This is a genomic window from Streptomyces sp. NPDC005494, assembly GCF_042872025.1.
GTDB lineage: Bacteria > Actinomycetota > Actinomycetes > Streptomycetales > Streptomycetaceae > Streptomyces.
This window is the reverse complement of record NZ_JBIAJR010000003.1, coordinates 296639-319282: the sequence shown is the minus strand read 5'-3', so window position 1 is coordinate 319282 and position 22644 is coordinate 296639. Positions and strand designations below refer to the sequence as shown.

The 22644-nt window shown below is 71.5% G+C and carries 22 protein-coding genes; 8 read left to right on the top strand and 14 right to left on the bottom strand.

Going from position 1 to position 22644, the window contains the following annotated elements; translation table 11 throughout:
• The first annotated feature begins 2 nt into the window (after positions 1-2).
• From ACFYQ6_RS11415 to ACFYQ6_RS11405, 3 genes are read left to right on the top strand one after another with little or no spacing between them, the layout of a single operon-like run.
• Entirely contained in the window at positions 3-527 is a 525-nt protein-coding gene (locus ACFYQ6_RS11415) for a PadR family transcriptional regulator (RefSeq protein ID WP_388762600.1), read from the top strand.
• The gene (locus ACFYQ6_RS11410) at positions 524-1210 is read left to right on the top strand and encodes an ABC transporter ATP-binding protein (protein ID WP_388762598.1); all 687 of its coding nucleotides are present in this window, start codon (positions 524-526) and stop codon (positions 1208-1210) included. Before ACFYQ6_RS11415 ends, ACFYQ6_RS11410 begins: the two co-directional genes overlap by 4 nt.
• On the top strand, positions 1207-3543 hold the full coding sequence (locus ACFYQ6_RS11405; RefSeq protein ID WP_388762595.1) for an ABC transporter permease: 2337 nt from the start codon (positions 1207-1209) through the stop codon (positions 3541-3543). Before ACFYQ6_RS11410 ends, ACFYQ6_RS11405 begins: the two co-directional genes overlap by 4 nt.
• Before the next feature lie 51 nt (positions 3544-3594).
• Here the strand turns inward: ACFYQ6_RS11405 and ACFYQ6_RS11400 are convergent, their stop codons facing one another.
• Positions 3595-4554 (bottom strand): LysR substrate-binding domain-containing protein, encoded by a 960-nt coding sequence (locus ACFYQ6_RS11400; RefSeq protein ID WP_388762592.1) that lies wholly within the window; start codon positions 4552-4554, stop codon positions 3595-3597.
• Positions 4555-4686: 132 nt separating this feature from the next.
• Here ACFYQ6_RS11400 and ACFYQ6_RS11395 point away from each other — a divergent pair, with 132 nt between their 5' ends.
• Together ACFYQ6_RS11395 and ACFYQ6_RS11390 are read left to right on the top strand one after the other, a co-directional pair.
• Positions 4687-5241: a peroxiredoxin gene (locus ACFYQ6_RS11395; RefSeq protein ID WP_018100933.1), complete on the top strand. Its 555-nt coding sequence runs from the start codon at positions 4687-4689 to the stop codon at positions 5239-5241.
• Between the two features lie 11 nt (positions 5242-5252).
• Positions 5253-5789 (top strand): alkyl hydroperoxide reductase, encoded by a 537-nt coding sequence (locus ACFYQ6_RS11390; RefSeq protein ID WP_388762589.1) that lies wholly within the window; start codon positions 5253-5255, stop codon positions 5787-5789.
• 230 nt (positions 5790-6019) lie between these two features.
• On the opposite strand, the gene ACFYQ6_RS11385 is transcribed toward ACFYQ6_RS11390, so the two are convergent.
• The 4 genes from ACFYQ6_RS11385 to ACFYQ6_RS11370 all read right to left on the bottom strand — a co-directional run bounded on the left by ACFYQ6_RS11385 (position 6020) and on the right by ACFYQ6_RS11370 (position 11111).
• Entirely contained in the window at positions 6020-7453 is a 1434-nt protein-coding gene (locus ACFYQ6_RS11385; RefSeq protein WP_388762586.1) for an AI-2E family transporter, read from the bottom strand.
• Positions 7454-7585: 132 nt separating this feature from the next.
• Complete coding sequence (locus ACFYQ6_RS11380) at positions 7586-8290, bottom strand: transglycosylase SLT domain-containing protein (RefSeq protein ID WP_361579977.1); 705 nt, start codon at positions 8288-8290, stop codon at positions 7586-7588.
• A gap of 389 nt (positions 8291-8679) precedes the next feature.
• Entirely contained in the window at positions 8680-10002 is a 1323-nt protein-coding gene (locus tag ACFYQ6_RS11375) for a PhoH family protein (RefSeq protein ID WP_361579975.1), read from the bottom strand.
• Positions 10003-10349: 347 nt separating this feature from the next.
• On the bottom strand, positions 10350-11111 hold the full coding sequence (locus ACFYQ6_RS11370) for an isoprenyl transferase (RefSeq protein WP_356738758.1): 762 nt from the start codon (positions 11109-11111) through the stop codon (positions 10350-10352).
• A 207-nt stretch (positions 11112-11318) separates the two neighbouring features.
• Between ACFYQ6_RS11370 and mgrA the strand changes: the two genes are divergently transcribed.
• Entirely contained in the window at positions 11319-12356 is a 1038-nt protein-coding gene (gene mgrA / locus ACFYQ6_RS11365) for an L-glyceraldehyde 3-phosphate reductase (RefSeq protein ID WP_388762582.1), read from the top strand.
• 447 nt (positions 12357-12803) lie between these two features.
• Here the strand turns inward: mgrA and ACFYQ6_RS11360 are convergent, their stop codons facing one another.
• The 3 genes from ACFYQ6_RS11360 to ACFYQ6_RS11350 form a co-directional block, all read right to left on the bottom strand.
• Positions 12804-13259 carry a hypothetical protein gene (locus tag ACFYQ6_RS11360; protein ID WP_388762579.1) on the bottom strand — a complete coding sequence of 152 codons (456 nt, stop codon included), beginning with the start codon at positions 13257-13259 and terminating at the stop codon, positions 12804-12806.
• Positions 13260-13362: 103 nt separating this feature from the next.
• Entirely contained in the window at positions 13363-14220 is an 858-nt protein-coding gene (locus ACFYQ6_RS11355; RefSeq protein WP_388762576.1) for a class I SAM-dependent methyltransferase, read from the bottom strand.
• A gap of 79 nt (positions 14221-14299) precedes the next feature.
• A complete protein-coding gene (locus ACFYQ6_RS11350) occupies positions 14300-15145 on the bottom strand; it encodes an A24 family peptidase (protein ID WP_361579967.1) in 846 nt (281 codons plus the stop codon).
• Between the two features lie 105 nt (positions 15146-15250).
• Between ACFYQ6_RS11350 and ACFYQ6_RS11345 the strand changes: the two genes are divergently transcribed.
• The gene (locus ACFYQ6_RS11345) at positions 15251-15640 is read left to right on the top strand and encodes a DUF192 domain-containing protein (RefSeq protein WP_361579965.1); all 390 of its coding nucleotides are present in this window, start codon (positions 15251-15253) and stop codon (positions 15638-15640) included.
• Here ACFYQ6_RS11345 and ACFYQ6_RS11340 read toward each other — a convergent pair.
• From ACFYQ6_RS11340 to ACFYQ6_RS11330, 3 genes are all read right to left on the bottom strand, one after another.
• Positions 15612-16388, bottom strand: coding sequence for a hypothetical protein (locus tag ACFYQ6_RS11340; protein WP_361579964.1), 777 nt, complete (start codon positions 16386-16388; stop codon positions 15612-15614). The two genes, ACFYQ6_RS11345 and ACFYQ6_RS11340, sit on opposite strands and share 29 nt — an antisense overlap.
• Positions 16389-16477: 89 nt before the next feature.
• The gene (locus ACFYQ6_RS11335) at positions 16478-17665 is read right to left on the bottom strand and encodes a hypothetical protein (protein WP_361579962.1); all 1188 of its coding nucleotides are present in this window, start codon (positions 17663-17665) and stop codon (positions 16478-16480) included.
• Between the two features lie 31 nt (positions 17666-17696).
• On the bottom strand, positions 17697-18140 hold the full coding sequence (locus ACFYQ6_RS11330; protein ID WP_361579960.1) for a hypothetical protein: 444 nt from the start codon (positions 18138-18140) through the stop codon (positions 17697-17699).
• Between the two features lie 310 nt (positions 18141-18450).
• On the opposite strand from ACFYQ6_RS11330, the gene ACFYQ6_RS11325 reads away from it, so the two are divergent.
• Entirely contained in the window at positions 18451-19734 is a 1284-nt protein-coding gene (locus ACFYQ6_RS11325) for a benzoate/H(+) symporter BenE family transporter (protein ID WP_361579958.1), read from the top strand.
• A gap of 14 nt (positions 19735-19748) precedes the next feature.
• Here the strand turns inward: ACFYQ6_RS11325 and ACFYQ6_RS11320 are convergent, their stop codons facing one another.
• From ACFYQ6_RS11320 to ACFYQ6_RS11310, 3 genes are read right to left on the bottom strand one after another with little or no spacing between them, the layout of a single operon-like run.
• Entirely contained in the window at positions 19749-20108 is a 360-nt protein-coding gene (locus ACFYQ6_RS11320) for a hypothetical protein (protein ID WP_361579956.1), read from the bottom strand.
• A gap of 28 nt (positions 20109-20136) precedes the next feature.
• A complete protein-coding gene (locus tag ACFYQ6_RS11315) occupies positions 20137-21021 on the bottom strand; it encodes a hypothetical protein (RefSeq protein WP_388762570.1) in 885 nt (294 codons plus the stop codon).
• Positions 21018-22625 (bottom strand): polymorphic toxin-type HINT domain-containing protein, encoded by a 1608-nt coding sequence (locus ACFYQ6_RS11310; protein ID WP_388762568.1) that lies wholly within the window; start codon positions 22623-22625, stop codon positions 21018-21020. Before ACFYQ6_RS11310 ends, ACFYQ6_RS11315 begins: the two co-directional genes overlap by 4 nt.
• Between the last annotated feature and the right edge of the window lie 19 nt (positions 22626-22644).

The following is a 22644-nucleotide window of genomic DNA, read 5'->3' as shown; positions in this document are numbered from 1 at the left end:
TCATGTCAATCGGTCACACACTCCTCGGACTCCTGGAGTCCGGTCCCCGCCACGGTTACGACCTCAAGCGCGCCTTCGACGAGAAGTTCGGGCAGGACCGGCCCCTGCACTACGGCCAGGTCTACGCGACCATGTCGCGTCTGCTCAAGAACGGGCTCGTCGAGGTCGACGGGGTCGAGACCGACGGCGGGCCGGAGCGCAAGCGCTACGCCATCACCGACGCGGGCATCACCGATGTCTCCAGCTGGCTCGCACAGCCGGAGAAGCCCGAGCCGTACCTCCAGTCGACCCTGTACACGAAGGTCGTCCTGGCCCTGCTCACCGGCCGCAGCGCCGCCGATCTGCTGGACGCCCAGCGGTCCGAGCACCTGCGCCTGATGCGCATCCTCACGGACCGCAAGCGCAAGGGCGACCTAGCCGACCAGCTGATCTGCGACCACGCCCTCTTCCACCTCGAAGCCGACCTGCGCTGGCTGGAACTGACCGCCGCGCGGCTGGACAAGCTCGCCGAGGTGGTCGCCCCGTGACTCCCGCCGGCTCCCTCCTCGTCGCCCAGGACCTGCACAAGGCCTACGGCTCGACCCCTGCGCTCGACGGCGCCTCGTTCTCCGTCCACCCCGGCGAGGTCGTCGCCGTCATGGGCCCGTCCGGTTCGGGCAAGTCGACCCTGCTGCACTGCCTGGCGGGGATCGTCACCCCCGACACGGGCACCGTGACCTACGGCGGACGCGAACTGTCCGCCATGTCCGACGCCGGGCGCAGTGCCCTGCGGCGCACGGACTTCGGCTTCGTCTTCCAGTTCGGTCAGCTCGTGCCCGAGCTGACCTGTGTCGAGAACGTCGCCCTGCCGCTCCGCCTCAACGGCGCCAAGCGGAGGGAGGCCGAAAGCACCGCCCTGGAGTGGATGGCGCGTCTGGAGGTCGACGACGTCGCCGCCAAGCGCCCCGGCGAGGTGTCCGGCGGCCAGGGCCAGCGCGTCGCCGTGGCCCGCGCCCTGGTCGCCACCCCCAAGGTCGTCTTCGCCGACGAGCCGACGGGAGCGCTGGACTCCATCAACGGCGAGCGGGTCATGGAACTGCTCACCGAGTCCGCCCGCACGGCCGGGACCGCCGTCGTCCTGGTGACCCACGAGGCGCGCGTCGCCGCCTACTCGGACCGCGACGTCGTCGTGCGTGACGGCCGCTGCCGTGATCTGGAGTACGCCGTATGACCTGGCTGCGTGACCTCGGCCTCGGCATACGCTTCGCCGCAGGGGGCGGGCGGGAGGGCTGGGCCCGGACCGCGCTGACCGCCGTCGGGGTGGGGCTGGGGGTGGCCCTGCTGCTGGCCGCCGCGTCCGTGCCGCATCTGCTCACCGAGCGCTCCGCGCGTGACCAGGCACGTGAGGAGGTCTCGGCGTCACGCAACGCCGACGTCCCGAAGACGGACAGCACGGTCCTGCGGATCAACGCGGCGACGGAGTACCGCGGCGTCGGCATCGGAGGCTTCCTGATGCGCGCGGAGGGGGCGCACCCGGTCGTCCCGCCCGGGGTCGACGCCTTCCCCGGACCCGGTGAGATGGCGGCCTCCCCCGCCCTCCGCGAGCTGTTGGCCTCGCCCGAGGGCGCCCTGCTCAAGGAGCGGCTGCCGTACCGGGTCACCTCGACGATCGCCGACCCAGGCCTGCGCTCGCCGCACGAGCTGTACTTCTACGTGGGCAGCGATTCGCTGACCCCCGCCACCGGCGGCCACCGGCTGGCCGGTTACGGCGACGACACTCCCGCCGAGCCGCTCACGCCCGTCCTGGTCGTCCTCGTCATCCTGATCTGCGTCGTGCTGCTGTCGCCGGTCGCGATCTTCATCGCCACCGCCGTGCGGTTCGGCGGCGACCGCCGCGACCGCCGGCTGGCCGCCCTGCGCCTGGTCGGCACCGACATCCGGACGACCCGTCGGATCGCGGCGGGCGAAGCGCTGTTCGGCTCGCTGCTCGGCCTGCTGACCGGGCTGGTGTTCTTCCTGGTGGGCCGCAGGTTCATCGGCCACATCGAGCTCTGGAACCACAGCGCGTTCCCCTCCGACCTCACGCCCGCCCTCTGGCAGGCGGCGCTCATCGCCGTGGCGGTGCCGCTGTCCGCCGTGCTCGTCACACTGGTCGCCATGCGCTCGGTGGCCGTCGAGCCGCTGGGCGTCATGCGCCACACGGGCCGCCGCCGACGCCGCCTCTGGTGGCGACTGCTGGTACCGGCCCTGGGCCTGGCCGTCCTGGGGCTGACCGGCAAGGTCGAGGAGGACGCATCTGTCGACCCGTACCCGATCGCGGCCGGCGCCGTACTCGTCCTGTTCGGGCTCGCACTGCTGCTGCCCTGGCTGATCGAGGCCGGTGTCAGCCGACTGCGCGGTGGTGCACCGGCCTGGCAGCTGGCGGTGCGCCGGCTCCAGTTGAACAGTGGAGCGGCGTCCCGGGCCGTCAGCGGGATCACCGTCGCCGTCGCCGGCGCGGTGGCCCTCCAGATGCTGTTCGCGGCGGTCGGCGACGAGTTCGAGTCGATGACGGGCCAGGACCCCTCGCGCGCCCAGTTCCACACCTTCTCGGAGAAGGTCACCGGGGACGCCGCCGCCCGGACCATCGAGGAGTTCCGGGCGACCGAGGGAGTGGAGCGCGTCATCGGCACGGTCGAGACGTACGTGACCAAGCCGGGGACGTACAAGGAGGACGAGGTCACGCCCACCACCTCCCTCACCATCGGCGACTGCGCCACCCTGAAGGAGCTCGCCGAGATCCGCTCCTGCGCGGAGGGCGACAGCTTTGTCGTCCACCCCCGCGGCGACAAGGAGATGAGCGACTGGGTCGACGAGACCGCGCGCAAGGGCGAGCAGATCGAACTCAACGCCTCCCTCGACTGGCTGCCAGGTGCGAAGTCGGTGCTCTGGACCCTGCCGGCAGACACGCCGACGGTCACGGCGAGCCGCGACCCGATCGGCGAGGAGCACTGGGGCATCATGGCGACCGTCGGCGCCATCGACCCCCGCACCCTGCCGAGCGCCCAGACGATCGCGCAGATCAAGGTCGACGAGGGCGTGGAGGACGTCTCCGAGTACGTACGGAACACGGCTGCCCGGATCGACCCGGGGATGCGGGTCACCACTTTGGCCTCGACGGAGCGCGACCTTCGGTACGCCAGCGTGCAGACGGGCCTGCGGTTCGGCGCGGTGGCCACGCTGCTGCTCATCGCCTCCTCGATGCTGATCTCCCAGCTGGAACAACTGCGGGAGCGCAAGCGACTTCTGTCGGTCCTGGTCGCCTTCGGCACGAGGCGCGTCACCCTCTGCTGGTCGGTGCTCTGGCAGACCGCCGTACCGGTGACCGCCGGCCTCCTGGTCGCGATCGCGGGCGGTCTCGGACTCGGTGCCGTCATGACCTGGATGCTGGACAAGACGGTGACCCAGTGGTGGCTGTTCCTGCCGATGGCGGGCGCGGGCGGGGCACTCATCGTGCTCGTGACCCTGCTCTCGCTGCCGCTGCTGTGGCGTCTGATGCGTCCGGACGGTCTGCGTACGGAGTGACCCCCGGAGGGGCCGGGTGACACCCGAGGGGTGAGTGCGCCGGGGGCGCATTCACCCCTCGCCGGGGATCCGTACCGGCAGTGTCCCCATCGCACCGCGCAGTGCGGCCGCAAGCTCCTCGAACTCCTCGTGCCGCGCCGAGCCCGTCCGCACGGCCAGGGCCACCCGCCGGGAGGGCGCGGGATCAGTGAAGTACCCGGTGGACAGCGCCTCGTTGCGCCCGGTCTCCACCGTCACCGCCGTACGCGGCAGGAGCGTCACCCCGAGCCCGCCCGCGACCAGCTGCACCAGCGTCGAGAGCCCGGCGGCGGTCGTCGTCACCGGGGCGCCCTGGGTGCGTCCCGCCTCACGGCAGATGTCCAGCGCCTGGTCGCGGAGGCAGTGCCCTTCGTCGAGCAGCAGCAGCGGCAGATCACGCAGCGTCTCGCGCGGCAGGCCGGTGGCTCCGGCGAGGCGGTGCTCCTTCTCCATGACGAGCACGAAGTCCTCGTCGAACAGGGGAAGTTCCGTGACCCCGGGCACGCCGAGCGGCACGGCGAGCAGCAGCAGATCGAGCCGCCCGGCCGCGAGCCCGTCCAGCAGCGAGGAGGTCTGCTCCTCGTGGACCTGGAGGTCCAGCTCGGGATAGCGCTCGTGGACGAGCCTGAGCACGGCCGGAAGCAGGTACGGCGCGACCGTCGGGATCACGCCGAGCCTGAGTACCCCGGTGAACGGCGCGCGCACCGCCTCGGCCTCCTCCATCAGCTCGCCGAGCGCCTCCAGCACCGCCCGGCTCCGCACCGCGAGCCGCTCCCCGGCGGGTGTGAGCAGCACCTTGCGCGTCGTACGCTCGATGAGCTGGACACCCAGTGCCACCTCCAGCGCGGACACCGCCCCCGAAAGCGCCGGCTGACTCATCCCGATTGCCGCCGCCGCGTCCCGGAAGTGCAGATGTTCCGCCACGGCCGCGAAGGCGCGCAGCTGCGAGAGGCTGGGCTGCTTGACCCTAATAGCCTGATTTACATACGCCACTGATAGGCACCTCCGATCATCCGGACCAAGTGTAGCTATTTCCGTGATCAATGCACTGTGTGCCAAGGTGGGGGCAGTCCAACCCCCAGGAACGCCCTCAAAAGGGGATTTCCTACGCAGCAAGGAGTGCGCGTGCTCACTGTCGGTGACAAGTTCCCCGAGTTCGACCTGACCGCTTGCGTGTCGCTGGAGAGCGGCAAGGAGTTCGAGCAGATCAACCACAAGACCTACGAGGGTCAGTGGAAGATCGTCTTCGCGTGGCCGAAGGACTTCACCTTCGTGTGCCCCACCGAGATCGCCGCCTTCGGCAAGCTGAACGACGAGTTCGCCGACCGCGACGCGCAGATCCTCGGCTTCTCCGGTGACTCCGAGTTCGTGCACCACGCCTGGCGCAAGGACCACCCGGACCTGACCGACCTGCCCTTCCCGATGCTGGCCGACTCGAAGCACGAGCTCATGCGTGACCTCGGCATCGAGGGCGAGGACGGCTTCGCCCAGCGCGCCGTCTTCATCGTCGACCAGAACAACGAGATCCAGTTCACGATGGTGACCGCCGGTTCCGTGGGCCGTAACCCCAAGGAGGTCCTGCGGGTCCTCGACGCCCTGCAGACCGACGAGCTGTGCCCCTGCAACTGGACCAAGGGCGAGAACACTCTCGACCCGGTCGCCCTCCTCTCCGGCGAGTGAGCTGATACGACATGGCACTCGACGAACTGAAGTCCGCCATACCGGACTTCGCCAAGGACCTGAAGCTGAACCTCGGCTCGGTCATCGGCAACAGCGAACTCCCCCAGCAGCAGCTGTGGGGCACCGTCCTGGCCTGTGCGATCGCCTCGCGCTCGCCGAAGGTGCTGCGCGAGCTGGAGCCGGAGGCCAAGGCCAACCTCTCCGCCGAGGCGTACACCGCGGCGAAGTCGGCCGCGGCGATCATGGCGATGAACAACGTCTTCTACCGCACCCGGCACCTGCTGTCGGACCCCGAGTACGGGAACCTCCGTGCCGGCCTGCGGATGAACGTCATCGGCAAGCCGGGCGTGGAGAAGGTCGACTTCGAGCTGTGGTCGCTGGCCGTCTCCGCGATCAACGGCTGCGGCCAGTGCCTGGACTCGCACGAGCAGGTGCTGCGCAAGGCCGGCGTCGACCGTGAGACCATCCAGGAAGCCGTCAAGATCGCTTCGGTGATCCAGGCGGTCGGCGTGACCCTCGAAGCAGAGGCCGTGGTCGCCGAGCAGTGACCCGCAGTACCTTTGTACGAGAAGGGCCCCGAGGACGACCGACCGTCCCCGGGGCCCTTCTTTCATGTCCGCCCGGTGAGGGGAAGCGGGGCGCGGGGCCGGACGCGTCCGGCCCGTGCGCGGGCGGGAAGCGGGCACGGTCCGGGCCGCACCGAGCTGTGTCATCGCACGCCGTATCGCTCAGCCGCCCGCTGCGGGTACGGCCGGCCGCCCCGCCTGCTCCCCGGGCCCTACAGCTTCCCGTCGTCCTGCGAGGCCGCCCCGGTACCGCCGTCGGCGCCGCCCTCGTCCTCCGCGACGGGACCGGAACCGGAACCGCCCGTGGGGTGGGGCCGGGAGGCGGGCGGCTCCTTCGGCGGCATCGCCGAGAGCGCCGTGGCCCCGTGCGGCCCGGGCCCGTCGAGCACGGCCGGGTCCTGCCCGTACGAACGCAGATAGCCGACCACCGTGTTGGTCACCGCGACCAGCGGTACGGCGACCACCGCGCCCCCGATGCCCGCCACCATGCCGCCCGCGGCGACGGAGAGCACGACGGCCAGCGGATGGACGCGCACCGCGCGGCCGAGGATGAACGGCTGGAGGATGTGGCCCTCGATCTGCTGCACCGCGAGCACGACGATCAGCACCATCAGCGCGGTGAACACGCCCTGGGTGACGAGCGCGACGACCACGGCGAGCGCGCCCGAGATCACGGCGCCGACCAGCGGGATGAAGGCGAAGAGGAAGATGAACACGGCGAGCGGGACCGCCATCGGCACGTCGAGGAAGTAGATCCCCAGCCCGATGAAGATCGCGTCGATCAGGGCGACGATCACCGTGCCCCGCACATAGGCGGTCAGCGTCCGCCAGGCGCGCGGTCCGGCGCCCGCGACGCCGGGACGGGCCTGCGAGGGCACCAGCTTGAGCACCCACTGCCAGATCCGCTTCCCGTCGTACAGCAGGAAGAGCGTCGAGAACATCGCCAGCAGCAGGCCGGTGAGCACCTCCACCATGACGGTGACGCCCTGGAGCCCGGCGGAGGTGATCTCCTCGGTGTTCGTGCCGATGGTGTCGCTGAGGTTCTTCGCGATGTCGTTGATCTGCGACTCGGTGACATGGAACGGGCTGTCCAGGAGCCAGCGCTTCAGCTCGTCGATGCCGTCACGGACCCGGTCGGAGAGCGTGTCCAGGTTGTCCATCACCTGCCATACGACGAACCAGCCGACCAGGCCCATGACGACGAATCCGAGCACCGCCGTGACCGCGGTCGCCAGACCGCGCGGCAGTCCGAGTCGCTTCAGCCGTACGACCGTCGGCTGGAGCATCGCCGTCACCAGCATCGCGGCGGCGAAGGCGAGGACGACCAGCTGTACGGCGCTGATGATCCGCATCAGCACCCAGAGCGTGCCCGCCAGGACCAGCAGCCGCCATCCGGCCTCTGCGGCGACGCGCATCCCCCAGGGGATCGCGGCCACCGGTTCGGGCCGCGCGGCGACGGCAGGGGCGTAGGAGGGCGGGGCCGGCACCCGCTCGGCGACGACGGTGGACAGCGTCGACGAGGACGCGTCCTTCGCCGCGTCGGCGTCGGCGCGGCGCTCGTCCTCGGCGCGGCGTTCTTCCAGGCGCGCCCCGATCTCGGTGAGTTCGGCGCCCAGCCGACCGAGCCACCCCGGAAGTTTTGACATGGATCTTTTCCTTCCCCCATCCGCTCCCCGCACGCCCCCGGAGCTCCGGGTTCGACCGTACACGCGGGAAACCCCGCACCGTACGAGACGGTGCGGGGCTTGCCGGAGTTGAGAGCTGGACCTCGCGGGGTCCTAGTACCAGTGGTTGGCCTGCCAGAACGACCAGGCGGCGCACGGGCTGCCGTAGCGGTCGCTGTTCATGTAGCTGAGGCCCCACTTGATCTGGGTGGCCGGGTTGGTCTGCCAGTCCGCACCCGCCGACGCCATCTTGGAGCCGGGCAGCGCCTGCATGATGCCGTAGGCACCGGAGGACGGGTTGGTCGCCTTGTAGTTCCAGCCCGACTCGCGCTCCACGATGTTGCTGAAGCACTGGAACTGGTCGGCCGGCATCATGGCACGGGCCATGGCCTGGACCTCGGCGACGCTGTAGGAGCTCTGCGCCGAGAACGAGGAGGCGTCGCGGACGGAGGACCGGCTCGCGCGCTCGGCCTCTTCCTTGGCCTCGCGCTGCGCCTCCAGCTTGTCCTCGGCCGCCTGCTTCTTCGACTTGGCGTCCTTGGCGGCCTGGATGCGGGCCGTCTCCTCGGCCGACTTCTTCGCCGCCGCGTCGGCCGCGGATGCCTGGGCATCGGCCTGCTGCGTCAGCGAAGCGGTCTGCACCTGGGCCTGCTGGCCCGCGGGGATGTCTGCGAGCAGCGTGGTGTCGGCTGCGGCCGCCTCGAAGTTGTTGTCGTCGGCAGCGGGAGCGCTGCCCGACGCAACGCCTACGACGGCGCCTACGGTGGTGACCGCGGTGGCTGATGCCACGGCGAACCCCCGGACCGAGATCCGGCTCACACGGTGTCCTTCCAGCATCGCCCGCTTAGGTGACCTCGCGGGCGCAATCGTGCCCCTGACACTGGCCTCCCTACTGCATGGGTCACGGGAGGCACGGGCCCGGTGGGCGGCTTCCTTGCGGAAGCGCCGCGTGGTGCTCGCGGGCGGCATACGGACGGCGATTGTTGAGTTGTGTGGTGCGGGGCGCCTTCGGAGGTGCCCAAGTGCCGTATGCGGGGCCTGACGGAAGCAAGACTCTGCCGGACGGACACGGCCTGTTGCAATTCTGTGTTGCGTGTGAAAGCTCACACCCCGTTTGGCGCACAACTTTTTCGGAAATGACGGCGCAACACAATGCCGCCCGGCTAAGCTCCTTGGCTCGCCGGGCGGCATCTATGGGATGTTCGGGGTCAGATGTGGCCGTCCTCCAGCATTTCGGTCACGAGTGCGGCGATCTGCGAACGCTCCGAACGGGTGAGCGTGACGTGCGCGAAGAGCGGATGCCCCTTCAGCTTCTCGACCACGGCGACCACTCCGTCGTACCGGCCGACCCTGAGGTTGTCCCGCTGCGCCACGTCATGGGTGAGCACGACGCGCGAATTCGCCCCGATCCGGGACAACACGGTCAGCAGGACGTTCCGCTCCAGGGACTGCGCCTCGTCCACGATCACGAACGCGTCGTGGAGCGAGCGGCCCCGGATGTGGGTGAGCGGCAGGACCTCCAGCATCCCGCGTCCCAGCACCTCTTCGATGACCTCGCGTCCGGCGACCGCCGACAGCGTGTCGAAGACCGCCTGCGCCCAGGGGCTCATCTTCTCGGCCTCGCTGCCGGGGAGATAGCCGAGCTCCTGCCCGCCGACCGCGTACAACGGCCGGAAGACCATCACCTTCTTGTGCTGGCGGCGCTCCAGCACGGCCTCCAGTCCGGCGCAGAGTGCGAGGGCCGACTTCCCGGTGCCCGCCCGGCCGCCCATGGACACGATCCCGACATCCGGGTCGAGGAGCAGATCGAGCGCGATGCGCTGCTCGGCGCTGCGGCCGTGGATGCCGAAGGCCTCCCGGTCGCCCCGCACGAGACGCACGTTGCCCTCGGCCGTGACCCTGCCGAGCGCCTTGCCGCGCTCGGACTGGAGGACCAGTCCGGTGTGCACGGGGAACTCGGCGGCCTCGGGGACGTACAGGGTCTCCTCGCTGAAGAGGAGGTCCACCTGTTCGGCCGCGAGGGAGAGCTCCGACATCCCGGTCCAGCCGGAGTCGGTGATGGCGAGTTCGGCGCGGTACTCCTCGGCGAGGAGACCGACCGAGGACGCCTTGATCCGGAGCGGCAGGTCCTTGGAGACGACGGTGACGTCGTACCCCTCGGCCTGGAGATTGCGCGCGACCGCGAGAATCCGTGAGTCGTTGTCCCCCAACCGGTAGCCGGCGGGCAGTACGCCGGGGTCGGAATGGTTGAGCTCGACACGGAGCGAACCGCCCAGGTCCCCGAGCGGGATCGGGGCGTCCAGCCGGCCGTACCGGACGCGGAAGTCGTCCAGCAGGCGCAGGGCCTGACGGGCGAAGTATCCGAGTTCCGGGTGGTGCCGCTTGGCCTCCAGCTCCGTGACCACGACGATCGGCAGCACTACTTCGTGCTCGTCGAAGCGGGCCATGGCGTTGGGGTCGGCCAGCAGGACGCTGGTGTCGAGAACATAGGTGCGCCGGTCGGGCATGCGGCGCTTGGTGCTGGTCACCACGGAAGGACGTACCCCCTCGGACGAGGTCGGGGAGTCCGACGGACGTCGCGGAACTTCCCGAAGGGAGAGGACGGACCGGGTTCGGACCCCGAGCGCGGGCCGAACTCCGGCCCTCCGCGTCGGCCGCGTGTCGTGCGGTCCTTCGTGTGCAAAGGGCCTCCCGGGCGAGCGGGCTGGGTGCCGCTCACTTGGTTGCGACGTCCGCCTGGTTACTGACCGGACGTCGACCTGAGAGCTGTATTCCCTCGAACACGCGAAGCCATGCCCCGGCCTGCGACAAGGTGTGCCGGGCCGGTCTCCCGGTCCTCCTCCGTCCTGCGGTTCCGGACGGCTGCGGGGCGGTGCCGTCAGGCCCCGTAGCGCCGGTGCCGCGCCGCGTAGTCGCGCAGGGCGCGAAGGAAGTCGACCTTACGGAAGGCCGGCCAGAAGACCTCGCAGAAGTAGTACTCCGAATGGGCGCTCTGCCAGAGCATGAAGCCCGACAGCCGCTGCTCGCCGCTGGTACGGATCACCAGGTCCGGATCGGGCTGCCCGCGGGTGTAGAGGTGCTCGGAGATCAGGTCCGTGGAGACGACCTCCGCGAGCTCCTCGAAGGTCGTGCCCTTGGCCGAGTGCTCCAGGAGCAGCGAGCGGACCGCGTCCGCGATCTCCTGGCGTCCGCCGTAGCCGACGGCGACGTTGACGATTATCCCGTCGACACCGGCGGTGGCCTCCTCCGCCTCCTTGAGGACGGTCTGGGTCCGCGCGGGCAGCAGGTCGAGCGTGCCCACGTGGTGGACCCGCCAGCGCCCGTCGGCGGCCAGCTGGCGCACCGTGTTCTCGATGATGCCGAGCAGCGGGATGAGCTCGGCTTCCGGGCGGTCGAAGTTGTCCGTGGACAGCAGCCACAGGGTGACGACCTCGACGTCCGTCTCGCTGCACCAGCCGAGCAGCTCGGAGATCTTGTCGGCCCCGGCCTGGTGTCCCTCCACGGCCGAGCCGCCGGACGCCTTCGCCCACCGCCGGTTGCCGTCGAGGATGACTCCGATGTGCTTGGGCACCTGAGCGTGATCCAGGCGGCCTTCCACCCGGCGTGCGTAGAGCCCGTACACCAGGTCGCGCAAGTTCACTGAGTTCACCCTCTCGGTTCCGTACGGGCCGAAGGCCCGCCCTCCCCCTCGCCGGGGGTCCGGGGCCGCCCCCCGGGGGACCGCCGCGCGGTTCGCGCACCGCTTTCACGCGCCGCGGACCGGCAGGTCCCGAAGCGGCCACATTACTGCGGACGGGTCACGGGGGCCCAACCCGGCCTGTCACAAGTCCGTGATAAGGAGTGAAACGTGACTGATTCCCTCTCCTACCTCCCCGACGCGTCGCGCTACGAGTCCATGGAGTACCGCCGCACCGGCCGCAGCGGGCTCAAGCTGCCGGCCGTCTCGCTGGGCCTCTGGCACAACTTCGGCGACGACCGCGCCCTCGGCTCCCAGCGGGCGATCCTGCGTCGCGCCTTCGACCTGGGTGTGACCCACTTCGACCTGGCGAACAACTACGGCCCGCCGCCCGGCTCGGCCGAGCTGAACTTCGGCAAGCTCTTCCGCCAGGACTTCGCCCCCTACCGGGACGAGATCGTCGTCTCGACCAAGGCGGGCTACCGGATGCACCCCGGCCCGTACGGGGAGTGGGGGTCCCGCAAGTACCTGCTGTCCTCCCTCGACGCCTCGCTGCGGCGGATGGGCCTCGACCACGTCGACATCTTCTACTCCCACCGCTTCGACCCCTCGACCCCGCTCGAGGAGACGATGGGGGCGCTCGCCTCCGCCGTGAGCCAGGGCAAGGCGCTCTACGCGGGCGTCTCCTCCTACAACGCCGCGCAGACCACCGAGGCGGCCCGCATCCTCCGGGAGATGGGCGTCCCCGCCCTCATCCACCAGCCGTCCTATTCGATGGTCAACCGCTGGGTGGAGTCCGACGGGCTGCTCGACGCGCTGGAGTCCGCCGGCATGGGCTGCATCTCCTTCGCGCCCCTCGCCCAGGGCCTGCTCACGGACAAGTACCTGGCGGGCATTCCTGAGGGGTCCCGCGCCAGTCAGGGCAAGTCGCTGGACCCGGGGCTGCTGTCCGACGAGATGGTGCGCCGGCTGCGCGGGCTGAACGACATCGCCCGGGGGCGGGGCCAGTCACTCGCCCAGCTGGCGCTCAACTGGGTCCTGCGGGACAGCCGGATGACGTCCGCGCTGATCGGCGCGTCGAGCGTGCGGCAGCTGGAGGAGAACGTGGCGGCGCTGGCCGCCCCCGCGCTGACCGCCGCCGAGCTGAAGGAGATCGACACCTTCGCCGTGGACACCGCGAGCACCAACATCTGGGCCAACCGGGGCTGAGGCGGGCGGGCCGGGCCGCCCGGGGCCCCACGCCGCGGGGTCACCGGGGGCGGGCGGCACATGGCCCGCACAACCGCCGCACACCCCGGGCACAAAAAACGGGCCGGTCCGTGGGGGGGGTTACGGACCGGCCCGAGGGGGGGTTTCCACCATAACCCTTCGTAAGTGATGCTGCGTGCCACGCCACGAAACAACTACTCTCCGAGTTCGCCGGAATGCGCTGCGGGCACACCCCCACCCCGCGTGGAGGACAGATTCCGTCCTGTAGGTGTCCTGGATCCGGTTCCATGACGGACCGGGCCCGAAAGACACGAAGACGCCTCGGACACGAGCCCGAATGGCGGGCAGGCTCCCCGAGAACCCCGGTGGCGCCGGAGCAGGCCGAGGCACTGAGGGCACGGCGGTGGTGAAGGCGGCGGTGGGCGCGGGAGTGCCGGCCCCTGCGACTCAGCCGCGCAGGAAGCGGATCCCCACGGTGTCCCCGCCGTTGACGACGAAGTCGCCGTTCTCGCAGCGGATCACCGCCTCGCGCACCTCGCCGTGCTCGTCACGCCGCTCCTGCGTGCCGATGACGGTCCACGCCCCGCCGTACGGCGGCGGGGGCAGGCGGTCCAGCTGCTCGAACTGCCACTGGCCGGCCGGCACGCACCAGTCGGGGAGGCCGGGCCAGGCTCCGGAGGTGATGCTCAGCGTGTGGTCGGACGCACACGTCAGCAGGACCGACTGCCCGCCGTCCAGCACGAATTCGACGGCTTCCGGCTCCCCCGCACGGCCCTCCGGCCGGTAGAACAGCCCCTGGACGGCGATGATCCGCGCACCCGTGAGCCAGTCGGCCTTCCCGTGGCGCGGACGGCCCACCGGCGGGCTGATCTCGTCGCCCGGCATTTCCCTTCCCACCGACATGACCTGCTCCTTCGTTGTGCGCTCAACCACCAGGGTCGCACTACTCATGGGTAGGACGGAGGGGCAGGGGATGCCGTTGCATCCGGCTCCTGTGAATCCGCCTTCAGGGTAGGGGCGTTGGGGCCTTCTCCGGTTTGCGCGCCTCGATCAGGAACCGCGAGCTGTGCGCGACGAACGGACCTTCCGTCTCGATCCGGCGGTGCAGGGACCGCAGTTGCGGCAGGTAGCCGGCGACCGTGAATCCCGGCACCATCCAGATGACCTTGCGCAGGAAGTAGACGACGGCGCCGATGTCGCGGAACTCCATACGCAGTCGCTCGGCGCGCAGATCCGTCACCTCCAGCCCGGCCGCCTCCGCCGCCTCCCGGGCCCGGCGCGGGTCCCGTGCCCCACGCTCCTGCGCGGTGCGGGGGCCCAGGAAGTACTCGACGAGCTCGAACACGCTGGCAGGGCCGACCTGCTGGGAGAAGTAGACGCCTCCCGGCGCCAGCACCCGGGCGATCTCCTCCCACCAGGTCGTCACCGGATGGCGGCTGACGACCAGGTCGAAGGCGCGGTCCCCGAAGGGCAGGGGCGGCTCCTCCCCCACCGCGACGACCGCTGCGCCGCGCGGGTGGAGCAGCGCGGTGGCGCGGGCGATGTTCGGCGGCCAGGACTCGGTGGCCACGGTCAGTGCGGGAAGCACGGGCGCGGAGGCGAGGACCTCGCCGCCGCCGGTGTCGATGTCGAGGGCGGCGCGGGCCCGCGCCATACGGCCCGCCATGGCCTGTGCGTAGCCCCAGGACGGCCGCTCCTCGGTTGCCCGGCCGTCGAGCCACGAGAAGTCCCAGCCGTCGACGGAGACGGCCCCGGCCTCCGCGACGAGGGCGTCGAAGCAGTCGCCCTGGGAGCGGGGTGCGGCGGGCGCGGCGAGTGCGGAATCCTGCGAGGAGGGGACGCGGGGTCCGGACGGTCCAGTCATACGGGAAGGGTGTCAGCCTTCCGTCACCCCGCGCGACCGCATATCCCGTACGTCCGTACGTCCGTGCGCCCGGTGAGGCTCAGGCGGCGAGGCCTCCGAACAGCAGACCGACGAGCGCACCGGCGATCATGAAGGGGCCGAACGGGATACCGGTCTTGCGGCCGGCCCGGCGCAGCAGCATCAGCCCCGCCCCGTACAGCGCGCCGAAGAGGAAGCCCGCGAATCCGCCCGCGCACAGCACCGCCCAGCCGTACCAGCCGAGTGCCACGCCGAGCGCGAGGGCGAGCTTCACGTCACCGAAGCCCATCCCGGTGGGGTTGATCAGGAAGAGCAGGAAGTAGAAGCCTCCGAGCGCCGCCCCGCCGAGCACCGCCGAGCTCCAGGACCCGCCGTGTTCGGGCAGCAGCGCGGCGCACCCCAGGAGGACGGTGGCCGCACCCGCCAGGGGCAGCGTCAGCGGGTCGGGCAGCCGGTGCACCCGGCGGTCGACGACGGCGAGGAGTACGGCGACGGGCGCGAGCAGCAGCCAGACGACCACCTCGGGACGGCTACCGGTGGCGGCGGCGAGGGCCGCGCAGGCGAGCACGGTGACGACCGGGACGAGGATGCCCGGGGCGTAGCCGCGCCGCCGGGCAGGCGGCGGGAGCGCCGGGGCGCCGCCCGCCGGGGTGTCCGGTGCCGAGGCGCCGCCCGCCGGGGTGTCCGGTGCCGGGGCGCCCGGCAGCGCGGGGACGGCCACGGCGCAGGCCGCGCACCGGGCCGTGCCGAGCCAGCCACGCAGGGGCCCGGTGAACGTGTGCCCGGCCGGACAGGCGTCCCTCCAGGGCTCGCCGGTCTCCACGGAGAAGCGGTAGGCGGCGCGCGGGAGCAGCAGTCCGGCGGCGGCGCCCCAGAGCACGGCTGCCGCGATGAGGGTGGCGTCCACGGCGCCGACCCTAATCCGGCCCGTGGGGCGCGGTCTTGGGCCCTGGGGCCCACTCAGGGCCGTTCAGGACCCACAGGAGGGCCGGGGGGTCTACGGTCGGTTCCCATGGGGAAATGGCGTGACGGAAGCGGAACACTGACGGTCGGGACGGATGCGGACGTGCGGGAGGTGCCGCTGCGGATCGCCGCCTCCTACCGGGCGCGGACGCGTGGGCTGCTCGGCGTGGACGGCGTCGAGGGGGCGCTCCTGCTCACGCCGGCCGGGAGCGTGCACACCTTCCGGATGCGGTTCACCATCGATGTGGCGTACCTGGACCGGAAGTTCAACGTGCTGGCGGTCCGCACGATGAAGCCGGGCCGCCTCGGGCTGCCCAGGCTCCGCGCCCGCCATGTGGTGGAGTCCGGGGCCGGGGAGATGGAGCGGTGGGGTCTGCGGCCGGGGACCCGGGTGCGGGTCTCCGCGTCCGTCACGGAAGTTTCGCCGCCTGTGCCGTGACGAGCGCGGCCGGGACCTCCGGGGTGGCCGCCGTCAGGAAGTTGGCCGCGTAGAAGGTGACGACGGTGGAGCCGGTCCGCACGAGGTGGAAGACGAGCGGCACCTTCGCCCCCGCCAGGCTGCCCGTCACCTGGTAGGCGAAGGATTCCTGGCCGGCCCCGGGCGCGGGCAGCGTCTTGACGCCCGTGTAGGTCGAAGGCCCGTCCGCACTCGTCGTCCGGAACCCGTCGGCGCAGTCCCGCACCGCGTCGCGGACCGAGCGCAGCAGTTCCTCGGCGCCGCCCGCCGGGTGGGAGGTGAGGATCTCGGTGACGACGGTCTGGTCGTCCTCGCCCTCCTCCGTCGTGTCCATCGCCGTACGGAAGACGGTGGCGGCCGGGGCCGGTTCGGGCGAACCGTTGATGATCGCGGTGATCGGCCGGCAGTCCTTGTCCTGGGACTCCTCGGTGCCGCGTTCGTCGGTGCCCTCCAGCGGGGCGATCTCGTAGCCGGGCACCTCGCCGGTGGTGAGGGCCACCTCGGCGAGCTCGGCCTCGGTGAGGGTCTTGCCGCTGCTGCTGGGCGTGGGCGCCGGGGTGGCGGCGCCGGTCGTGGCGGGGGCGCCGGAATCCGGAGTCCGGGAGGCGGCGGCCGACGTGCCGGCCCCCTTGCCGCTCCCGTCGTCGCCGCTGTCGTCCGGGCCGCAGCCGGTGGCCGCCAGACACAGGACGAGCGCGCTCGCCGCCACGACAGTGCTCCGTACCTTCATCGCTCACCGCTCCTGACCCGCTGTGCACCGGATCCGCACGCTAACAACCGGGATGCCCCGCGCGCGTGGGCCCGTGGGCCCAACCCGGCTCAGGGCGGTCCCGGCCCCAGCAGTGTCCATGCCCCGTACGCGGCGGAGGCCAGGGCCGATACGGCGACGACCGTGCCGGTGCGCGCCGTCGTACGCAGCCCCGCGAGCGCCACGGCCGGCGGCAGGAGCAGCGGGAAGGCGGGCATCATCAGGCGCGGGCGTGAGCCGAAGTAACCGGAGCCGATGAGCGAGACGACGACGATCCCGATGCCGTACACGAGCACGGGGAGCGGCTGCCGCTGCCGTACACACAGGACGACCAGCCACCCCAGGAGCACCAGGGCCGCGCCCAGTCCCAGCGCGGCCGGCAGGGGCAGACCGATGACGAAGGCGGCCAGCGCCCTGCCTCCGTCGATGCTGTTGCCCCACTGCGCCTGCACCTCGAAGTAGGCGAGGGGACTGCCCTGCCGCACGCCGACGTACACCACGTACGCCAGCCAGCCCAGCGGTGCCAGGCAGACACCCAGCAGCATGCGCGCGTGGCGGCGCAGCAGGCCCTTGTCGCCGCCCTTCCGGTACTCGCGGGCGAGGACGGCGGCGGCGGTGACCGCGAGCGCCGCGATGAGCGCCGCGGCCGAGGGACGCGTGAGTCCCGCGAGCACACACAGCGCCCCCGCGGCGATCCAGCGGCCCCGGAGTACCGCGTACAGGGACCAGGCGGCCAGTGCGGTGAAGAGGCTCTCGGTGTAGGCCATCGACTGCACGAACGCCGTCGGGTACGCCCCCCACAGCGCCGCCAGCAGCACCCCGGTGCGCCGCCCGTGGAGCCTCGCTCCGACGGCGAAGATCCCCCAGGCGGCGAGGAGCCCCGCGAGCCAGGCGACGCCGATCCCCGCGCCCTCCACGGTGAGGGGGGTGAGCTCGGCGATACCGCGTTCCAGAGCGGGCAGGAGCGGGAAGAAGGCCAGGTCGGGATGGACACCGCCGTCGGGGAGGGTGACGGTGTGGCCGTAGCCGTGTGCGGCGATCCGCTGGTACCAGACGGAGTCCCAGCGCCCGCCCAGCAGGTGCGCAGCGTCCTTGCCCGCGGCTGACGCGGCCACCCAGAGGACGAGGAGCCCGACGGCCCGGACCGCCGCGTAGGCGCCCAGCGCGGGCCCGGCGGCGGCGAGCTGCGCCGCGGCGCGGTGCCGGGTGCTGCGGGGTTCGGGCGCCTGCGGGCGGGAGCGCGTGTGCTGATCGGGCATGCGGCCGATTATGTGCCCGAGGGGCCGCAGGTCACCAAGCCGGGCGGGGAGGCGGCGCTCCGCCCGCCCGCAGTACCTCCACCTGCGGGGCCGGCCGGGTACCGAGTTCCCGGCCCACCAGCGGGGCGACGGTGCGGATCAGTTTCAGCTGCGCCGAGCGCAGGACCCGTAACGTGACGTCGTCGGCCCAGCCGGTCGTGGTGGACCACTCGTACCCGGAGCCGACCACGTCGCTGGCGAAGGCGAGCTCGGTGGCCAGCAGGGCCCGCGCCCAGTCCATGGGGTCCAGGGACTCCTTGTCGGCGAGGGCGCTGCGGATCGACATGCCACGGCGGCTGACGTCCTGCGCGCTGTCGAAGCCCATGGCCACGGCGAACTCCTCCGTGCACCGGGCCGGACCGCACCACTCCATCAGTCCCAGCTGGAGCAGCCGGGACTCCTCGTCGGTCATCGACAGTTGCTCAGCCGTGGGCACGCGGCTCCACCTTCCGTTGGCGGCCCGGCCCGGCGCCGTGGGGGGAGCGCCGGGACGGGCGTCGATCACTTGCTGCGCAGACGCTAAGTTCCGGACGGCTGCCCGTCGTGGGCCCAGGGACCCAACTCGGGGCCCGTACCCGGCCTGGGCGGCAGGCTCGGGCCCGGTTTCCGGCCCGGGCGTCACGGCCGCCGCCGTCCCGTCTCGGGTGCCGGACCCCGCGGAGCGGGTGCGGCACCTCGTGCGAGGGTTTCGGGCGGCCGTACGAGGCGTACGGCCGACGTGAGCGGCGGAGGAAGGACGACAGCGGATGGCCGGTTCATCGGTACCGACGGCGGAGGACAGCGCGGAGCGGGCTGTGCCCGGTGCGCCCGCCCCACGGCCACGGCTGGTCCGCGACCTCTCGTTGTCGGCCGTGCTGGCGGGTGTCGTCGCCGTCGTCGTCTCCTACTCCGGCCCGCTGGTCATCGTGCTCTCCGCCGCCCGAGCCGGGCACCTGGACGCCGGACAGACCGGTTCCTGGATCTGGGCGATCTCCATCGGCAGCGGGCTGACCTGCATCGGCCTCAGCCTGCGGACCCGCATGCCGGTCGTCACCGCCTGGTCGACGCCGGGTGCCGCGCTCCTGGTCACCAGCATCGGCTCGTACGCGTACGGCGAGGTCATCGGCGCCTTCGTCGTGTCCGGTGTCGTGATCGCCCTGATCGGGGTGACCGGGGTCTTCGGACGGCTGATGCGGCTCGTGCCTGGCGCGGTGGTCTCCGCCATGCTCGCCGGCATCCTCTTCTCGTTCGGCGCGGACGTGTTCACCTCGCTGGAGCACACCCCGGTCATCGCCGGATCCGTGCTGCTGGCCTACCTGCTGGGCAAGCGGTGGCTCCCCCGGTACGCCGTCCTGCTGGCGCTGGCCGCCGGTGTGGTGTGCAGCGCGGCGAGCGCGAGGCTTCATGTGCGGCTGGACCATGTCGGCCTGGTGCAGCCGGTGTTCACGACGCCCGCCTTCTCGGTGGCCTCACTGGTCGGGATCGCCGTGCCTCTGACGCTGGCGACGCTGGCCTCGCAGAACGCCCCCGGCATCGGCGTGCTGACGGCGTCCGGCTACCGCCCCGACGACAGGTTGCTGGTCGGCTCCACCGGTCTGGTCTCGGCGGTGCTCGCCCCCTTCGGCTCGCACGCGGTGAACCTCGCGGCCATCACCGCCGCGATCTGCACGGGACCCGAGGCGCACCGCGACCCCCGGCGCCGCTACGTCGCGGGAGTCGCCTGCGGTGCCGTGTACCTGGTGGTGGGGGCGTTCGGCTCGACGCTGGTGGCGTTCTTCGCGGGCCTGCCGAAGGAACTGGTCGCCGCCCTGGCCGGGGTCGCGCTCCTCGGCGCGCTGTCGGGCGGACTGACGGGGGCGGTGCGGGAGGAGAAGGACCGGGAGGCGGCCCTGATCACGTTCCTCGCCACGGCGTCCGGCGTCACCCTGTTCGGCATCGGCTCGGCTTTCTGGGGGCTGGTGTTCGGGGTGGGGGCGCACCTGGTGCTCGACGGCCGCTTCCGCCGTACCGCTCCCGCGCCCTCAGAACCGGTGCCGCCCGTGCGGGGGTAACGGGCCTTCTCAGGTCACCCGGAGGGCCGGACCCGGGTGAACTTCGCCGCCAGCACCGGTCCGAGCTCCTCGACGATCGCGTGTCCGGGCTCGCCCGGGAACGGCAGGTACTCCAGGAACGAGGTGTCGATCACCTCGTCGATGCCGGGCACGCCGCGCGCGCTCTGTGCTTCCAGGAACGTGAGCGTCCGGCGCCAGTCGGGTGCGTCGGCATCGGCGCCGAGGTAGGACTGCACGGTCTCCTGTGTGACGTCCCAGAAGAACACGTGCGGCAGCACGGTGCCGTTCTCGTCGAACACGTGCGACTCGTAGAGATCCTCGAACTCGGGGATCCGGGACACCAGGTCCTTCACCAGCTGTACGTCCGCGGTCATCAGCGCCCGTCCACCCGCGCGGCCCGTCTCAGTCGTCCCACGGCAGCTTCACCGGGCGCCGGTGCCACCACCAGCCCCGCTCGGCGACGGCGGAGCCCGAGCGGGTGAGACGGCCCAGCAGCGCGCCGGAGTCGTCCTCGGTGCCGCGCCGGAACACCTCGTCGAGCTCGGCCACGGCCCGGACGACCGGCTCCCGTTCCGGGCCGGCGACGGCGGCCAGGTCGGCCAGCCGGTCGCGGGTGCGCAGGTCCTCGATGTACAGCTCGGCGGTGTAGCGCCCGCCCGGTGACCATCCGGCGTCGATCCGGCGCACCAGGCGTTCCCAGAGCAGGAGTGCCTCGCGCGCCCGGTTCACGGTGCCGGGGGCCGGCGCGTGGCCGTGCGGGTCCCTCGCCGCCGTGTAGGCGTCGGTGACCGGCGTCTCCACGCGCTGTTCGCGCAGGATCTCGGCCAGCACCTCGACCCGGGCCGCCGGAAGCTGGTCCATCAGAGCTTCGACCGCGTCCACCAGGAGCGCCGGAGGTTCCTCGTCCCCGCCCCCCTCCAGCAGACGCGCCCGGGTGACCGTCCCGTCCGGACCCACCGCCCAGTAGGCCGAAGGGGCCTTCTCCCGCGCGGGGTACAGGACCGTCGTACCGAGTGCGTCCGCGAGCCGCAGGGCCGCCTCCTCCTCGGCCGGCGGCGCCGCCACCGCCTGCGACGCGGAGACGTCCCAGGCGAGCGCCAGGTCGCCGGCGACAGCGTGGTGCGTGCAGAGGACCGGGGCGTCCCAGTTCCTGTCGTCCGCCTGACCGGTGTCCTCGTCCGCGACGTCCACGTCGGCGGCCTTCACGCCGAGTGCTCCGGCCAGCGCCGGCGCCATGAGGTGCGGCGCGGGCCGGTGCACGGTCAGGAATGTGTAGCTCGCGGTCATGAATAGGTCCCGTCGTAAACCTTCTTGGCCTTCTCCACCACCTCAGGATGGTCGGCAAAGCGCGGGTTCCTTGTCAAAGCGGGTGAATCCGTCTTGCCGCCCGCCTTGGCGATCTCCTTGAGCGCCGCGTACTCGTTCCTGTCGAGTTCGACGAGCCCCTTGCCGGAGATCGGGAAGGTCCGGCCGTTCTCCTCCACGCCGTACTTGCGCCCGTTGATCTCGTAGGCGCTGCCGTTGTCGACGAGCTTGCCCTTGCCTTCCGCGATGCCCTTGATGTCGTTCGTGATGTCGGCCTCATTGCCCTTGAGGATGACGGTGTTCTTCTCCTTGACCATGCCGTTCCTCGCGCCGGCCACGGTGTGCCTGGGGTGCGGCGGCTTGAGCTTCTTGCCCGCCGCGGGTCCCTTGACGTCCGGGTCGGTCTCGAACTCGCAGTCGTTGTTGTGCACCAGCGCGTCGGCGGAGCCGATGCCGACGTAGTACGCGTGGATGCCGTTGACCGAGAGGTCGTGCGTGGTCTGCCGCTCCGTGTACCGGGAGACCCCGGTCACCACGAGCGACCTGCCGTCGGGCAGCCGGAGCCGCTCGCCCGTCACGATGTCACCGGCGTCCACCCAGTCCTGCCGGCTGTTGAGCCAGAAGGGGTGCGTGTCGGTGGCCGTGATCCCGCCGGCCGGTGTGGTCAGCCGGGTGAAGTGCTTGTCGTCGTAGGTGGTGAACGTCTCCGTCACCCGGCGCACCGCGGAGACTCCCCGCTCCGGATCGGTGGCGATCACCGTGTCCCCGGCCCGCAGGGACTCGATGGGAACCCTCCTGCCGTCCGCGACGAGCACCGGGGTACCGGGCGGGAAGCTGTGACTGACCGGGCACGTCTGCGGCTTGTCGTCCTTCTTGGGCGGGTCCTTCTTCTCCGCGTCGAGCTTCGCCTTGGCGTCGTCGAGCTTCTTCTCGGCGTCCTTGACCTTCTTACGGTTCTTGATCAGGTTCTTCAGACCGTCGTACAGGTCACCACCGTGCTTCTTGAGCTTCTTGATCAGCTCGGCGGCCTTCTTCCACTTCCACGGCGCCCCGTACTTCGCCGCGAGCTTCCCGACCGCACCCCCGACCAGGCTCAGCAGCACGTTGATCAGCGTCTCGGTGCAGGCGCCCATGTCGCCCTTGGTGATGCAGTCCAGGGCGTCGGTGATCCCCAGCTCCTCGGCCAGGATCTTCGCGAGCTCCTTCGCCGCCTCGACGGCCTTGTCCGAGCTGTCCTTCTCGGCCTTCTGCGCGTCCTGGAGTTCCTTCAACGCGGCGTCGTAGTCGATCTGGGTCTGCGACTTGGGCGCGCCGTCGTCCGAAGCCGGGTCGCCTTCACCGGCCGGATCGCCCGCCTGGACGTCCGTGTCCCCGCCGCCGCTACCGCCGCACTCGCCGCCGCCACCGATCCGGCACACCTGGGCGCTGATCTTCTCGGTGAGCTCCGCACCGATCCCCGTCGCCACCAGGGCACCGACGATCGCCGCGACCACCAGCACCAGACCCAGATACTCGACCGCACCCTGGCCGCGCTCACCCCCACGCGACCGGCGCAGCCCGACCAGCCGCACCCCCGTCCGCGGCACTCTCCCCCGCAACCGACGA